The 12,798-nt window shown below is 42.6% G+C and carries 22 protein-coding genes and 1 pseudogene; all 23 read left to right on the top strand.

Annotated elements, in window-relative coordinates:
• Window position 1: 1 nt before the first annotated feature.
• The 23 genes and pseudogenes from rpsC to MSG93_RS17470 all read left to right on the top strand — a co-directional run bounded on the left by rpsC (window position 2) and on the right by MSG93_RS17470 (window position 12,745).
• Window positions 2-818 (top strand): annotated as a pseudogene (rpsC, locus tag MSG93_RS17580) (30S ribosomal protein S3).
• Window positions 758-1,171 (top strand): 50S ribosomal protein L16, encoded by a 414-nt coding sequence (rplP, locus tag MSG93_RS17575; RefSeq protein ID WP_004657678.1) that lies wholly within the window; start codon window positions 758-760, stop codon window positions 1,169-1,171. The pseudogene rpsC and the gene rplP overlap by 61 nt, the downstream one beginning before the upstream one ends.
• Window positions 1,171-1,368, top strand: coding sequence for a 50S ribosomal protein L29 (gene rpmC, locus MSG93_RS17570; protein WP_000849927.1), 198 nt, complete (start codon window positions 1,171-1,173; stop codon window positions 1,366-1,368). Before rplP ends, rpmC begins: the two co-directional genes overlap by 1 nt.
• Complete coding sequence (gene rpsQ / locus MSG93_RS17565) at window positions 1,365-1,622, top strand: 30S ribosomal protein S17 (protein WP_004657679.1); 258 nt, start codon at window positions 1,365-1,367, stop codon at window positions 1,620-1,622. Before rpmC ends, rpsQ begins: the two co-directional genes overlap by 4 nt.
• Window positions 1,623-1,714: 92 nt before the next feature.
• Window positions 1,715-2,083, top strand: a complete 369-nt coding sequence (rplN, locus tag MSG93_RS17560) for a 50S ribosomal protein L14 (protein WP_004657680.1) — start codon at window positions 1,715-1,717, stop codon at window positions 2,081-2,083.
• 9 nt (window positions 2,084-2,092) lie between these two features.
• Window positions 2,093-2,410, top strand: a complete 318-nt coding sequence (gene rplX, locus MSG93_RS17555) for a 50S ribosomal protein L24 (RefSeq protein ID WP_004804115.1) — start codon at window positions 2,093-2,095, stop codon at window positions 2,408-2,410.
• A gap of 15 nt (window positions 2,411-2,425) precedes the next feature.
• Window positions 2,426-2,962, top strand: coding sequence for a 50S ribosomal protein L5 (gene rplE, locus MSG93_RS17550; protein ID WP_004775884.1), 537 nt, complete (start codon window positions 2,426-2,428; stop codon window positions 2,960-2,962).
• Window positions 2,963-2,971: 9 nt separating this feature from the next.
• Entirely contained in the window at window positions 2,972-3,277 is a 306-nt protein-coding gene (rpsN, locus tag MSG93_RS17545; RefSeq protein WP_004641050.1) for a 30S ribosomal protein S14, read from the top strand.
• 11 nt (window positions 3,278-3,288) lie between these two features.
• On the top strand, window positions 3,289-3,684 hold the full coding sequence (gene rpsH, locus MSG93_RS17540) for a 30S ribosomal protein S8 (RefSeq protein ID WP_004775883.1): 396 nt from the start codon (window positions 3,289-3,291) through the stop codon (window positions 3,682-3,684).
• A 13-nt stretch (window positions 3,685-3,697) separates the two neighbouring features.
• Window positions 3,698-4,231 carry a 50S ribosomal protein L6 gene (rplF, locus tag MSG93_RS17535; RefSeq protein ID WP_004657685.1) on the top strand — a complete coding sequence of 178 codons (534 nt, stop codon included), beginning with the start codon at window positions 3,698-3,700 and terminating at the stop codon, window positions 4,229-4,231.
• Window positions 4,232-4,245: 14 nt separating this feature from the next.
• Window positions 4,246-4,596, top strand: coding sequence for a 50S ribosomal protein L18 (gene rplR / locus MSG93_RS17530; protein WP_004775881.1), 351 nt, complete (start codon window positions 4,246-4,248; stop codon window positions 4,594-4,596).
• A gap of 2 nt (window positions 4,597-4,598) precedes the next feature.
• Window positions 4,599-5,096: a 30S ribosomal protein S5 gene (gene rpsE, locus MSG93_RS17525; protein WP_004657688.1), complete on the top strand. Its 498-nt coding sequence runs from the start codon at window positions 4,599-4,601 to the stop codon at window positions 5,094-5,096.
• A gap of 6 nt (window positions 5,097-5,102) precedes the next feature.
• Window positions 5,103-5,279, top strand: coding sequence for a 50S ribosomal protein L30 (rpmD, locus tag MSG93_RS17520; RefSeq protein ID WP_000849088.1), 177 nt, complete (start codon window positions 5,103-5,105; stop codon window positions 5,277-5,279).
• Between the two features lie 3 nt (window positions 5,280-5,282).
• Window positions 5,283-5,723: a 50S ribosomal protein L15 gene (gene rplO, locus MSG93_RS17515; RefSeq protein WP_005227407.1), complete on the top strand. Its 441-nt coding sequence runs from the start codon at window positions 5,283-5,285 to the stop codon at window positions 5,721-5,723.
• 45 nt (window positions 5,724-5,768) lie between these two features.
• On the top strand, window positions 5,769-7,088 hold the full coding sequence (secY, locus tag MSG93_RS17510) for a preprotein translocase subunit SecY (protein WP_171067682.1): 1,320 nt from the start codon (window positions 5,769-5,771) through the stop codon (window positions 7,086-7,088).
• Window positions 7,089-7,109: 21 nt separating this feature from the next.
• Window positions 7,110-7,226 carry a 50S ribosomal protein L36 gene (gene rpmJ, locus MSG93_RS17505; protein ID WP_000867907.1) on the top strand — a complete coding sequence of 39 codons (117 nt, stop codon included), beginning with the start codon at window positions 7,110-7,112 and terminating at the stop codon, window positions 7,224-7,226.
• Window positions 7,227-7,333: 107 nt separating this feature from the next.
• A complete protein-coding gene (gene rpsM, locus MSG93_RS17500; RefSeq protein ID WP_000090815.1) occupies window positions 7,334-7,690 on the top strand; it encodes a 30S ribosomal protein S13 in 357 nt (118 codons plus the stop codon).
• A 19-nt stretch (window positions 7,691-7,709) separates the two neighbouring features.
• Window positions 7,710-8,096 carry a 30S ribosomal protein S11 gene (gene rpsK / locus MSG93_RS17495; protein WP_004281491.1) on the top strand — a complete coding sequence of 129 codons (387 nt, stop codon included), beginning with the start codon at window positions 7,710-7,712 and terminating at the stop codon, window positions 8,094-8,096.
• A gap of 12 nt (window positions 8,097-8,108) precedes the next feature.
• Window positions 8,109-8,735 (top strand): 30S ribosomal protein S4, encoded by a 627-nt coding sequence (gene rpsD, locus MSG93_RS17490; protein WP_004775874.1) that lies wholly within the window; start codon window positions 8,109-8,111, stop codon window positions 8,733-8,735.
• A gap of 18 nt (window positions 8,736-8,753) precedes the next feature.
• Entirely contained in the window at window positions 8,754-9,761 is a 1,008-nt protein-coding gene (locus MSG93_RS17485; RefSeq protein WP_004660372.1) for a DNA-directed RNA polymerase subunit alpha, read from the top strand.
• Between the two features lie 18 nt (window positions 9,762-9,779).
• Complete coding sequence (gene rplQ, locus MSG93_RS17480; protein ID WP_004641032.1) at window positions 9,780-10,145, top strand: 50S ribosomal protein L17; 366 nt, start codon at window positions 9,780-9,782, stop codon at window positions 10,143-10,145.
• A 263-nt stretch (window positions 10,146-10,408) separates the two neighbouring features.
• Entirely contained in the window at window positions 10,409-10,927 is a 519-nt protein-coding gene (locus tag MSG93_RS17475) for a tetratricopeptide repeat protein (RefSeq protein WP_324622688.1), read from the top strand.
• Between the two features lie 327 nt (window positions 10,928-11,254).
• Window positions 11,255-12,745 (top strand): flavin-containing monooxygenase, encoded by a 1,491-nt coding sequence (locus MSG93_RS17470; RefSeq protein ID WP_005227403.1) that lies wholly within the window; start codon window positions 11,255-11,257, stop codon window positions 12,743-12,745.
• The last annotated feature ends 53 nt before the right edge of the window (window positions 12,746-12,798 follow it).

Genomic DNA, 12,798 nt, shown 5'->3' with positions numbered 1-12,798 from the left:
TATGGGTCAGAAGGTTCATCCAATCGGTATCCGCCTAGGTGTTGTGAAACGCCATAACGCTAACTGGTATGCGAATCCGAAACAATACGCTGAATACTTGCTTAAAGATCTTCAAGTTCGTGAGTTTTTAATCAAAAAACTTAAAAACGCGATGATCAGCAATATTCTTATCGAACGTCCTACAGGCGCTGCTAAAGTAACTATTAGCACTGCTCGTCCTGGTATCGTTATCGGTAAAAAAGGCGAAGATATTGAGAAATTACAGCGCGAACTCACCAACATCATGGGTGTTCCGGCTCAAGTTAGCATCAATGAAATTGATCGCCCTGACTTGGACGCACGTCTAGTTGCTGAAGCAATTGCTTCTCAATTGGAAAAGCGTGTTATGTTCCGTCGTGCTATGAAGCGTGCGGTTCAAAACACAATGCGTGCTGGCGCTAAAGGTATCAAAGTTGAAGTTTCTGGCCGTTTAGGTGGTGCAGAGATCGCTCGTACTGAGTGGTATCGTGAAGGTCGTGTACCTTTGCATACGCTTCGTGCTGACATCGACTATGCAACTATGCGCGCAGAAACAACATACGGTACGATCGGTGTTAAAGTTTGGATTTTCCGTGGCGAGATCTTAGGTGGCATGAAACAAGTCATGAACCCTGCTCCTGCTGAAGAGCGTCCAGCTAAACGCGGTCGTGGTCGTGGTGAAGGTCAAGAGCGTCGTGGTCGTCGCGGTGACCGTGCTGCTGACAAGGGAGAATAATCCATGTTGCAACCTAAACGTACCAAATTCCGTAAAGTGCACAAAGGCCGTAACACTGGTCTAGCGCATCGTGGTAGTACAGTATCATTTGGTTCGATTGCAATTAAAGCAACTGAACGTGGTCGTATGACTGCGCGTCAGATTGAAGCTGCACGTCGTACCATTAGCCGTCGTATCAAACGTGGTGGTAAAATCTTCATCCGCGTATTCCCAGACAAACCAATTACCGAAAAACCATTAGAAGTTCGTATGGGTAAAGGTAAAGGTAGCGTGGAATACTGGGTTTGTCAGATCCAGCCAGGTAAGATCCTGTACGAAATTGAAGGTGTTAGCGATGAGTTAGCGCGTGAAGCTTTTGCTTTAGCTGCTGCTAAACTCCCGTTTAAAACCACTATCGTGACTCGGACGGTGATGTAATGAAAACTAAAGATCTACGTGAAAAGTCGGTAGAAGAGTTGAAAGCTTTGCTTGATGAGCAACAGCTTAACCAATTCCGTCTTCGTATGGCGAAAGCAACTGGTCAGCTAGGCAAATCGCATGAAGTGCAAATTGCTCGTAAGACAATTGCTCGTATCAAGACACTCCTTACCGAAAAACAGGGGAACGGACAATGAGTGAAAAAACAGTCCGCACGTTAACCGGCAAAGTCGTAAGCGACAAAATGGACAAGTCTATTGTTGTGCTTATTGAACGCCGCGTTCAACACCCGTTGTACGGCAAATCAATCCGCCGTTCAACTAAATTACACGCTCATGATGAGAACAATGTTGCTAAATTAGGCGACTTGGTAACCATCAAAGAAAGCCGCCCAATTTCTAAAACTAAAGCTTGGACTTTAGTGGAAGTAGTTGAAGCTGCTGCTGAGTAATTAGACGTTCTTGTTGCATCATCGGACAATTTCGAGTACTCTTTGAGCCTTTCGAAATTGTGACCGGTGATGCTCGGTTTTGGAGTAGGGCAATGATTCAAACCGAAAGTATGCTCGACGTAGCAGACAACAGTGGTGCACGCCGCGTACAATGTATTAAAGTACTTGGTGGTTCACACCGTCGTTATGCTTCAGTTGGCGACATTATTAAAGTTACTGTAAAAGAAGCAATCCCACGCGCACGTGTTAAAAAAGGTGACGTGATGAATGCTGTAGTTGTTCGTACAAAATTCGGCATCCGTCGTCCAGACGGTTCAGTGATTCGTTTCGACGATAACGCAGCTGTTATTTTGAACAACAACAAAGCTCCGATTGCTACTCGTATCTTCGGACCAGTGACTCGTGAACTTCGTACTGAACAGTTCATGAAAATCATTTCATTGGCTCCTGAAGTTCTATAAGAGGCAATCATGGCTAAGATTAAAAAAGGCGATCAAGTAATCGTGATCGCAGGTAAAGAAAAAGGCAAACAAGGTATCGTTTTGTCTGTTTCTGAAGATCGAGTTAAGGTTGAAGGCCTTAACTTAGTGAAGAAGCATCAAAAGCCAAACCGTGTAACTGGCGCTGAAGGCGGCATCGTTACTCAAGAGGCGACGCTTCATATCTCAAACGTGGCAATTTTTAATGCTACAACCCAAAAGGCTGACCGTATTGGTTACCAAGTGATTGATGGCGCGAAAACTCGTGTTTATAAATCAAATGGTGAATCAGTGGCGGTAGCGAAGTAATAGGTTGAATAGGCAATGGCCAGACTTAAAGCACGTTACAACGACGAACTTAAAGCAAAGTTAAAAGAAGAACTTAGCGTTAAGAACGTGATGGATATTCCTCGCATCACGAAAATCACCCTGAACATGGGTGTAGGCGCAGCTGCAACTGATAAGAAATTATTAGATGGCGCTGTTGCTGATATGCAACTCATTGCTGGTCAAAAACCAGTTGTGACTCTTGCTCGTAAATCAATCGCTGGTTTCAAAATCCGTGACGGTTGGCCGATCGGTTGTAAAGTTACTTTACGCGGCGACCAAATGTACGAATTCTTGGATCGTTTGATCTCGATCGCAATCCCTCGTATCCGTGACTTCCGTGGTTTCTCTGCGAAATCATTTGATGGTCGTGGTAACTACTCTATGGGTTTAAAAGAGCAAATCGTTTTCCCTGAAATCGATTTTGACAAAATTGATCGTATCCGTGGTTTAGATATCACTATTACGACCACTGCTCGTAGCGATGACGAAGGCCGTGCGCTTATGCGTGCATTCGGCTTCCCGTTCAAATAAGAGGTCGATATGGCTAAGAAAGGTATGATTAATCGCGAATTGAAACGCGAAAAGACAGTTGCTAAATACGCTGCAAAACGTGCTGAATTAAAAGCAACGATTGCAAATGTAAATGCGAGTGACGAAGAACGTTTCGAAGCGACATTAAAGTTACAGGCATTGCCACGTAACGCATCTCCAGTACGTCTTCGTAACCGTTGTGGTTTAACTGGTCGTCCTCATGGTTACTTCCGTAAGTTCGGTTTAAGCCGTAACAAATTACGTGACACAGTAATGCAAGGTGATGTACCGGGCGTTGTTAAGGCAAGCTGGTAAGGAGCGACTAAATGAGTATGCAAGATACCGTTGCCGACATGTTAACCCGTGTTCGTAACGCACAAATGGCAAAGAAACAAACTGTTTCTATGCCTTCTTCTAAGTTGAAAGTTGCGATTGCAAACGTTCTTCAACAAGAAGGTTATATTTCAGATGTAGCCGTTGCTCAAGAAGAGACAAAAGCTACACTGACAATTACGTTAAAATATTTCGAAGGCAAACCAGTTATCGAAACCGTTAAGCGTGTAAGCCGTCCAGGTCTTCGCCAATACCGCGGTAAAGATAAAATTCCTAGCGTTAAGCAAGGTTTAGGTATTGCAATTGTTTCTACAAGCAAAGGCATCATGACTGATCGCGCTGCACGTGCTGCGGGCATCGGTGGTGAAGTTATTGCTTTTGTTTCTTAATAGGTGATTCCTCATGTCTCGTGTGGCTAAAGCCCCAGTAACTGTACCTAATGGTGTAACAGTTACTCAGAACGGCCGGCAGGTCGAAGTGAAAGGCAGCAAAGGTACATTGTCTTTCAACCTGCATGCGCTGGTCGAGCTAAAACAGGAAGAAGGTAAACTTCAACTTGCTCCGGCTAAAGAGTCGAAAGACGCTTGGATGCAAGCTGGTACTGCTCGCGCTGTATTGAACAACCTTGTGAAAGGTGTTAGCGAAGGCTTCGAACGTAAGTTACAGCTTGTTGGTGTTGGTTATAAAGCTGCGGTTAAAGGTACTTCTGTAAACCTTAACCTCGGTTACTCACACCCAATTGACTACGCTTTACCTGAAGGTGTAACAGCGGAAACTCCAACTGCTACTGAAATCATTTTGAAATCAGCAAACAAGCAGTTGTTAGGTCAAGTGGCAGCGGAAATCCGTGCATACCGTGCTCCTGAACCATATAAAGGTAAAGGTGTTCGTTATTCGGATGAAGTTATTCTTCGTAAAGAAGCTAAGAAGAAATAAGGCGCGAGGTTCTTATGAACGAAAAGAAACAAACCCGTTTGCGTCGTGCGAAAAGCACACGCTTGCACATTCGTGCATTGGGTGCGACTCGTTTGTGTGTAAACCGCACTCCGCGTCACATCTATGCGCAAGTTATTTCAGCAGATGGTGGCAAAGTTTTAGCGCAAGCTTCAACTTTAGATGCATCTTTGCGTAGCGGTACTACGGGTAACGTAGATGCAGCTACAAAAGTTGGTGCTTTGATCGCAGAACGTGCTAAAGCAGCTGGTGTTACTAAAGTTGCATTTGACCGTTCTGGTTTTAAATATCATGGTCGTATCAAAGCCTTGGCTGATGCTGCTCGTGAAGGCGGCTTGGAGTTCTAATCATGGCGAAAGTTGAACAAAACGAAGGTCTCGTTGAAAAGCTGGTTGCCGTTGATCGTGTAGCCAAGGTTGTTAAAGGTGGTCGTATCTTCTCTTTCACAGCATTAACTGTTGTGGGCGACGGTAACGGTCGTGTAGGTTTTGGTCGTGGTAAAGCACGTGAAGTTCCAGCTGCTATTTCTAAAGCACTTGAAGCTGCTCGTCGTAACATGATCACTGTAGACCTCGCGGGTACTACTTTACAACACCCTGTGAATGCTCGTCATGGCGCAAGCCGTGTATACATGCAACCTGCTTCAGAAGGTACTGGCGTAATTGCTGGTGGCGCTATGCGTGCTGTTCTTGAAGCTGCAGGTGTACATAACGTACTTGCTAAATGTTATGGTTCTACAAATGCTGCTAACGTAGTAAACGCAACTTTCAAAGGTTTGCGTGATATGACTTCTCCTGAGAAAGTCGCTGCGAAACGTGGTCTTTCAGTAGAACAAATTCAAGGGTAATCAATCATGAAAACGATTAAAGTTACCCAGACTAAATCTTCATCGCATCGTTTAAAAAATCATAAACTTTGCCTTCAAGGTTTAGGTCTGCGTCGTATTGGTCATACTGTAGAAGTGCAAGACACGCCTTCTAACCGTGGTATGATCAACAAAGTTTACTATATGGTTAGTGTAGAGGAATAAGCCATGACTCTGCGTTTAAATGAACTTTCACCTGCAGAAGGTGCAAAACGTGAAAACCGTCGTCTAGGCCGTGGTATCGGTTCTGGCGTAGGTAAGACTGGTGGTCGTGGTATCAAAGGTCAAAACTCACGTAAAAGTGGTGGTACTCGTCCAGGCTTTGAAGGCGGTCAAACTGCGTTATATCGTCGTTTGCCTAAATTCGGTTTCACTAGCCAAATCGCTTTGAAAACTGCTGAAGTACGTTTGTCTGAGCTCAATAAAGTTGAAGGCGATGTAGTTAGCCTTGAAACTTTGAAAGCTGCGAATGTTGTTCGTCGTGACCAAATTCGTGCTCGCATCGTTCTTTCTGGTGAAATCACTCGCGCATTCACTGTTAAAGGTGTTGTGTTGACTAAAGGCGCTAAAGCTGCTGTTGAAGCTGCTGGCGGTAAAGTCGAGGAGTAATCTCGAGTGTCTATGACTCCTAGTTCTTCAGGTCATGTCAACATGATGAAAGGCCAACCGTTTCATGTGAAATACCGTGAAATTATTCGTCGATTAATGTTCTTGATTGGCGCGTTGTTGGTCTTTCGACTAGGAGCGCATATTCCGTTGCCGGGGATTGATAATGTAGCGCTAGCACATTTTTTTAAAGCTAATGAAGGTACCTTCTTAGGTTTATTTAACATGTTCTCTGGCGGTGCATTAGAACGCATGTCGATTCTGGCGTTAGGGATCATGCCGTACATTTCTGCATCGATTATCGTGCAGTTAATGTCTACGGTGGTTCCTTCGCTGGAAGCTTTGAAAAAAGAAGGCGAGCAAGGCAAACGTAAGATCAATCAATATACGCGTTATGGCACCTTATTTCTTGCACTAGTGCAAGGTGTAGGGATGTGTGCCGGCTTGATCAGTCAAGGTATTACCTTAACCTCAGGTCTGGCATTCTATGTTCCGGCAGTGACTTCGTTAGTTGCTGGAACCATGTTCTTGATGTGGTTGGGCGAGCAGATTACCGAACGTGGTGTTGGTAATGGAATCTCGATGATCATTTTTGCAGGAATTGTGGCAGGTTTGCCAAATCTTGTGATTCAGTCGTTTACGTCTGTACAGAATGGTCAGGGTAGTTTAATTGGTTTAGTTGTCTTCGGCTTACTCTCATTAGCCGTTTTAGCTGCGATCGTGTTTATTGAAAAAGCACAACGTCGTATTCCAGTGAACTATGCTCAAAAACAGCAAGGCCGTCGTATATTTACTGCACAGCAGACGCATTTGCCATTAAAAATTAATATGGCGGGTGTAATTCCAGCAATTTTTGCAAGCTCATTGTTATTATTTCCAGCGAGCTTGGGACAATGGTTAGGAAGTGCTGATCCAAATGCAGGGATTGTGAAGCGTAGCCTACAAGATCTGGCATTGGTGTTATCGCCTGGACAGCCGTTGTATCTAATGCTCTTTGGCGCGTTAATTATCTTCTTCTGTTATTTCTATACGGCGCTTGTATTTAGCCCAAAAGAAGTTTCGGAGAATTTAAAACGTAGCGGGGCATATGTGCCTGGTATCCGCCCAGGTGAGCAAACGGCTCGTTATTTAGATCATATTCTTAACCGTTTGACCTTCATTGGTGCAATCTACATCACTGTAGTGTGTTTAATGCCTATGGTGCTACAAAGCTCGTTCGGTATTCCATTCCATCTGGGTGGGACATCGTTACTGATTGTAGTGGTAGTGGTAATGGACTTTATGGCGCAACTCCAAGCGCACCTTACTTCGCATCAATATGATAATCAAACGTTAATGAGAAAAACGACTGCTCATCCTAAGGGATAAGCGCACTTAGAAGGTTTCATCATGAAAGTACAAGCTTCTGTAAAGAAAATTTGTGGTAGCTGTAAAGTTATCCGTCGTAATGGGGTAATTCGCGTAATTTGTAGCGCAGAACCTCGTCATAAGCAGCGTCAAGGTTAATTTAATTAAGACCTGTTGATTTCAGTAGGCTAATTAGGTTATTATCCGCCCCTCAAGATTTTTGTGGGGCGGTTGATTATCTTGACTGCCTTTTTGGAGAAAATTGAATGGCTCGTATTGCCGGTGTAAACATTCCGGATAACAAGCATGCTGTTATCTCTCTCACGTATATTTTTGGTATCGGTCGCCACACTGCTAAGAACATCTTGGCTGCTGTAGGTATCACTGAAACTACAAAGATCCGTGAATTAGATGATGCTCAGCTTGATGCGATTCGTGCAGAAGTTGCTAAGGTTCCGACCGAAGGTGACTTACGTCGCGAAATTTCCATGAACATTAAACGTTTAATGGATTTAGGCTGCTACCGCGGTCTTCGTCATCGTCGCAGCTTGCCTGTTCGCGGACAACGCACCAAAACTAACGCACGTACCCGTAAAGGTCCGCGCAAACCGATTAAGAAATAAGATTTCTGGAAGCTAAAAGATGGCTAAAGATACTCGCGCACGCAAGAAGGTCACTCGTACCGTCTCTGAAGGTGTCGCACACATTCACGCTTCTTTTAATAACACCATTGTTACGATTACCGATCGTCAAGGTAATGCATTGGCTTGGGCTACCTCAGGTGGACAAGGCTTCCGTGGATCACGTAAATCAACACCGTTTGCTGCTCAGGTAGCTGCTGAAGTTGCTGGTAAAGCTGCTTTAGATTACGGTTTGAAAAACTTGGACGTCCTTGTAAAAGGTCCTGGTCCTGGTCGTGAATCTGCGGTTCGTGCATTAGGTGCAGTGGGTTATAAAATTAACAGCATTACCGATGTGACTCCAATTCCGCACAACGGTTGCCGTCCACCTAAAAAACGTCGCGTGTAAGGAGAAACATTCATGGCTCGTTATATTGGTCCAAAATGCAAACTCTCTCGCCGCGAAGGGACAGACCTGCAATTAAAATCTGGCGTTAAACCATTTGACGTTAAGACTAAAAAACATGCTAAAGCTCCTGGCCAACATGGCGGAGCTCGTGGTAGCAAACAATCTGAGTACTCACTACAATTACGTGAAAAACAAAAAGTACGTCGTATGTACGGTGTGTTAGAGCGTCAATTTAGTAACTACTATAAAGAAGCTGCTCGTGTTAAAGGCGCAACAGGTGAGAACTTGTTGAAGTTGCTTGAAAGCCGTCTTGATAACGTTGTTTATCGCATGGGTTTTGGTTCTACACGTGCAGAAGCTCGTCAGTTAGTATCTCACCGTAGCATCACTTTGAACGGTCGTCGTGTTAACATTGCATCTATCCAAGTTAAAGCTGGTGATGTAATTGCAGTACATGAAGGCGCTAAACAACAATTACGTATTAAAAGCGCAATTGAATTAGCTGCTCAACGTGGTATCCCTGCTTGGATGGAAGTTGATCATTCTAAGTTAGAAGGTACGTTTAAAGCTGCGCCAGATCGTTCTGATTTACCTGCTGAAATCAACGAAAGCTTGATTGTAGAATTGTATTCTAAATAATCCTTGAGGTAGCAATAAATGACGCGTACTGCAAACGAGTTTCTAACTCCGCAAGCGATCAAGGTCGAAGCGGTGAGCGGGACCTCGGCAAAAGTGATTCTGGAACCTTTAGAGCGTGGCTTTGGTCATACTCTAGGTAATGCTTTACGTCGCATTCTATTGTCTTCTTTACCTGGCGCTGCTGTGGTTGAAGTAGAAATAGAAGGTGTCGAGCACGAGTACAGTACTTTAGAAGGCTTGCAGCAGGACATCGTCGAGCTCTTGCTGAACCTAAAAGGATTGTCTATTAAGCTGTTCGATCAAAATGAAGCATATTTAACATTAGAGAAACAAGGGGCAGGTGACGTAACTGCAGCTGACCTTCGTTTACCTCATAATGTTGAAGTGGTTAACCCTGATCATTTAATCGGTACTTTGAGTTCTTCTGGTTCATTAAAAATGCGCCTAAAAGTTGCTCAAGGTCGTGGTTATGAAACATCTGACTCACGTTTCCCTGAAGGTGAAACACGTCCAGTAGGTCGTTTACAGTTAGATGCTTCTTATAGCCCAATCAAGCGTGTTTCATACACAGTAGAAAATGCTCGTGTTGAACAACGTACCGATCTTGATAAGTTAGTGATCGATCTTGAGACTAACGGAACTGTTGATCCAGAAGAAGCAATCCGCAAAGCGGCAACAATCTTGCAACAACAAATTGCAATTTTTGTTGATCTTCAGAAAGATCAAACTCCGGTTGCTCAAGAACCTCGCGAAGAAGTTGACCCGATTTTGCTTCGTCCAGTAGATGATCTCGAGCTAACTGTTCGTTCTGCTAACTGTTTGAAGGCAGAAAATATTTACTACATTGGTGATCTTGTTCAACGTACCGAAGTTGAGTTGTTAAAAACTCCTAACCTAGGTAAAAAATCGTTAACAGAGATCAAAGATGTTTTGGCATCGAAAGGTTTACAACTCGGCATGCGTTTAGAGAACTGGCCACCAGCTAGTCTCCGTATGGATGACCGTTTTGCCTATCGTAGCCGTTAATTAAGTAGGACTATCACCATGCGTCATCGTAATAGTGGTGTGAAATTAGGCCGTACAAGCAGCCACCGTAAGGCGTTGTTCCAAAACTTAACAAATGCTTTAGTTGAGCATGAGTTAATTAAAACAACTTTGCCTAAGGCGAAAGAACTTCGCCGCGTTGCTGAGCCTTTAATCACTTTGGCAAAAAACGATACAGTAGCAAACCGTCGTTTAGCGTTTGCTCGTACTCGTTCTGCAGCAACTGTTGGTAAATTATTTACCGTTCTTGGCCCTCGTTACAAAGAACGTAACGGCGGTTATCTTCGTGTTCTTAAAGCGGGCTTCCGTGCAGGTGATGCTGCACCGATGGCTTACGTTGAACTCGTTGACCGTGAAGTAAAATAATACTTCTACGTGTAGAACAGTCAGTTGTTCCAAAAAAGGCCGGTGTAATAACCGGCCTTTTTTATTGTTTATTTAAAGAAGACTGCATTTAGCATCAAAAAGCTATTAATTTCTTTCTAAATCATTATAAGTTGGTTAGATAGACTCATGATTTCTATATTTATAAAGTATTATCAAAACTCAAAGAACGAAAAAATTTAATTTAAAGGCAGAAAATGAAAATTTTCGGGTTCATATCTATTATTTTAGGACTAATTATCTCTATGCATACATCAGCTAATCCAACCTTCTCAAATGAGCTATTAATTAAAGCAGAGAATGGTGATTCATCAGCGCAATTAGAATTAGCAGACGTTTATATACATGGTTATGGGATTGAGGAAGATGAGGAGCAAGCAGAATCTTGGGCGATGAAGTCTGCTGAAAATGGTAATGTAAATGCTATGTATTGGCTAGCCGACGGGTATGCAACATATGCAGGTTTGGTTGAAGATACAGATCCTATAGACGCTGAAGATCATTATAAAAAAGCGTTTATTTGGTTTTCAAAAGGATCAGAACTCGATCATATTGATTCTATGGTCGGCTTAGCTAGGTTATATCGGAATGGTGAGGGAGTTACAAAAAATATTGAGCAAGCATTAGATTTACTTAAAAAATCTGCTGCTAGAGGAAGTAAAGAGGCTATGAGAGAGATAGAGTTTATGTATCAATATGGAATAGGTGTAGAACAAAATTTAGATACTGCAAAATTTTGGGAAGATAAAGCAAATGCTAATTAATATATTTTAAATTATTGATTTAATTTAATATTTTTGTATGAGTCATTCAAGTATAAAAGATTCTAGAATGGTTTTCATTTTTATGAATGTTTTAAATATTATTTTTCTAATGAACTCGAGCCGATAAGGTATCTAAACACTACTATCTTTCCACCTAAGAGCCTCTAATAAAACAAATCCAAGCAAAAATCTCACATTTTTGCCAGCAAATTTTTATCAAATTGTCCCGAACTGATATAAAAAAACCGATGAATGACTAAACTTGACATTGTGTATTGTCAAATTTGTGCTTTAATAAAGACATGGTTTATACAGGGTATAAAAAAAATGGAAAAGCAAGTTGATGTATTAATTATTGGTGCAGGGATCTCAGGAATCGGATTAGCTGTACACCTCTCTAAGAACTGTCCACAACGTAAATTTGAAATCTTAGAACGTCGTGACAGTTTTGGTGGAACTTGGGATTTATTCCGTTACCCGGGTATTCGCTCCGATTCGGATATGTCGACCTTTGGTTTTAACTTCAAACCGTGGGCAAAAGAAAAAGTGCTTGCGAGTGGCGCTGAAATCAAAAGCTACTTAAGCGATGTGATTAGCGAAAATCAGTTGAAAGAAAAAATCCATTTTGGTCATCGTGTGCTTTCTGCAAATTACGATTCAAGCAAGAAAAAATGGTCTGTTGAGATTGAAGATAGCAACAAGAAAAAGCAAACTTGGTCAGCAAACTTTGTGATGGGCTGTACCGGTTATTATAATTATGATCAGGGTTATGCACCAAAATTCCCGAAACAGGAAGATTTCAAAGGTCAGTTTATTCATCCGCAACATTGGCCTGAAAACCTGGATTACACTGGTAAGAAAGTCGTGATCATTGGTAGTGGTGCAACTGCAATTACCTTGGTGCCTTCAATGGTCAAAGGTGGGGCAGGTCATGTAACCATGTTACAGCGCTCACCAACCTATATTGCAACCGTGCCTTCAATTGACTTTATTTATGAAAAAACCCGTAAATTTATGTCTGAAGAAACGGCTTATAAATTTACCCGTGCACGTAACATCGGTATGCAACGTGGTATTTATGCGCTTGCACAGAAATATCCAAAAACAGTACGTCGCTTATTGCTGAAAGGGATTGAATTGCAGTTGAAAGGTAAAGTCGACATGAAACACTTTACCCCTAGCTATAACCCTTGGGATCAACGTTTATGTGTGGTACCGGATGGCGATTTATTTAAAGCATTACGTCAGGGGCAGGCCAGCGTAGAAACAGATCAAATTGAGAAGTTCACGGCCAATGGCATCCAGCTAAAATCTGGTAAGCATCTTGAAGCGGATATCGTCATTTCTGCAACCGGTCTGGAAATTCAGATTCTGGGTGGTGTGAAAGGTTCAATTGACGGTAAGCCGATGAATACTTCGCAACATATGCTCTATCAAGGGGTGATGGTCAGCGATGTACCAAATATGGCCATGATCATTGGTTATATCAATGCGTCGTGGACCTTAAAAGTTGATATTGCAGCTGAATATATTTGCCGTTTGCTGAATCATATGGACAAGAATGGTTTTGATGAAGTGATTGCGCATGCAGACCCATCACAACTGGAACACGACACGATTATGGGTAAAATGTCTTCTGGCTATATTGCGCGTGCCGCAGATGTGATGCCGAAACAAGGCAAGCAAGCGCCTTGGAAAATTACCAATAACTATCTGGCAGACCGTAAAGAATTGAAAGATGCTAAATTTAATGATGGCGTTCTACAGTTTCACAAACGTGATGAACATGCTGACCGTAAACCAAAACTGGTCTCGTAATTTAGTAACCTGATCATTGAAAACCCTATGTCGATACATAGGGTTTTTTATTG

Origin of the sequence: Acinetobacter sp. IK40 (genome assembly GCF_035615075.1) — a bacterium.
Taxonomy (GTDB): Bacteria; Pseudomonadota; Gammaproteobacteria; order Pseudomonadales; family Moraxellaceae; genus Acinetobacter; species Acinetobacter courvalinii.
This window is presented reverse-complemented; position numbering and strand designations above follow the sequence as displayed.

Excerpts from the sequence above, each read along its gene's own strand:
- rpmJ (WP_000867907.1), top strand. The coding sequence starts at position 7,110 with ATGAAAGTACAAGCTTCTGTAAAGAAAATTTGTGGTAGCTGTAAAGTT.
- rplN (WP_004657680.1), top strand. The coding sequence starts at position 1,715 with ATGATTCAAACCGAAAGTATGCTCGACGTAGCAGACAACAGTGGTGCA.
- rplF (WP_004657685.1), top strand. The coding sequence starts at position 3,698 with ATGTCTCGTGTGGCTAAAGCCCCAGTAACTGTACCTAATGGTGTAACA.
- rpsQ (WP_004657679.1), top strand. The coding sequence starts at position 1,365 with ATGAGTGAAAAAACAGTCCGCACGTTAACCGGCAAAGTCGTAAGCGAC.
- rplR (WP_004775881.1), top strand. The coding sequence starts at position 4,246 with ATGAACGAAAAGAAACAAACCCGTTTGCGTCGTGCGAAAAGCACACGC.
- rpsE (WP_004657688.1), top strand. The coding sequence starts at position 4,599 with ATGGCGAAAGTTGAACAAAACGAAGGTCTCGTTGAAAAGCTGGTTGCC.
- rpmD (WP_000849088.1), top strand. The coding sequence starts at position 5,103 with ATGAAAACGATTAAAGTTACCCAGACTAAATCTTCATCGCATCGTTTA.
- secY (WP_171067682.1), top strand. The coding sequence starts at position 5,769 with ATGAAAGGCCAACCGTTTCATGTGAAATACCGTGAAATTATTCGTCGA.
- rplE (WP_004775884.1), top strand. The coding sequence starts at position 2,426 with ATGGCCAGACTTAAAGCACGTTACAACGACGAACTTAAAGCAAAGTTA.
- rplQ (WP_004641032.1), top strand. The coding sequence starts at position 9,780 with ATGCGTCATCGTAATAGTGGTGTGAAATTAGGCCGTACAAGCAGCCAC.
- rplO (WP_005227407.1), top strand. The coding sequence starts at position 5,283 with ATGACTCTGCGTTTAAATGAACTTTCACCTGCAGAAGGTGCAAAACGT.
- rpsK (WP_004281491.1), top strand. The coding sequence starts at position 7,710 with ATGGCTAAAGATACTCGCGCACGCAAGAAGGTCACTCGTACCGTCTCT.
- rpmC (WP_000849927.1), top strand. The coding sequence starts at position 1,171 with ATGAAAACTAAAGATCTACGTGAAAAGTCGGTAGAAGAGTTGAAAGCT.
- MSG93_RS17470 (WP_005227403.1), top strand. The coding sequence starts at position 11,255 with ATGGAAAAGCAAGTTGATGTATTAATTATTGGTGCAGGGATCTCAGGA.
- rplP (WP_004657678.1), top strand. The coding sequence starts at position 758 with ATGTTGCAACCTAAACGTACCAAATTCCGTAAAGTGCACAAAGGCCGT.
- MSG93_RS17485 (WP_004660372.1), top strand. The coding sequence starts at position 8,754 with ATGACGCGTACTGCAAACGAGTTTCTAACTCCGCAAGCGATCAAGGTC.
- rplX (WP_004804115.1), top strand. The coding sequence starts at position 2,093 with ATGGCTAAGATTAAAAAAGGCGATCAAGTAATCGTGATCGCAGGTAAA.
- rpsD (WP_004775874.1), top strand. The coding sequence starts at position 8,109 with ATGGCTCGTTATATTGGTCCAAAATGCAAACTCTCTCGCCGCGAAGGG.
- rpsM (WP_000090815.1), top strand. The coding sequence starts at position 7,334 with ATGGCTCGTATTGCCGGTGTAAACATTCCGGATAACAAGCATGCTGTT.
- MSG93_RS17475 (WP_324622688.1), top strand. The coding sequence starts at position 10,409 with ATGCATACATCAGCTAATCCAACCTTCTCAAATGAGCTATTAATTAAA.
- rpsN (WP_004641050.1), top strand. The coding sequence starts at position 2,972 with ATGGCTAAGAAAGGTATGATTAATCGCGAATTGAAACGCGAAAAGACA.
- rpsH (WP_004775883.1), top strand. The coding sequence starts at position 3,289 with ATGAGTATGCAAGATACCGTTGCCGACATGTTAACCCGTGTTCGTAAC.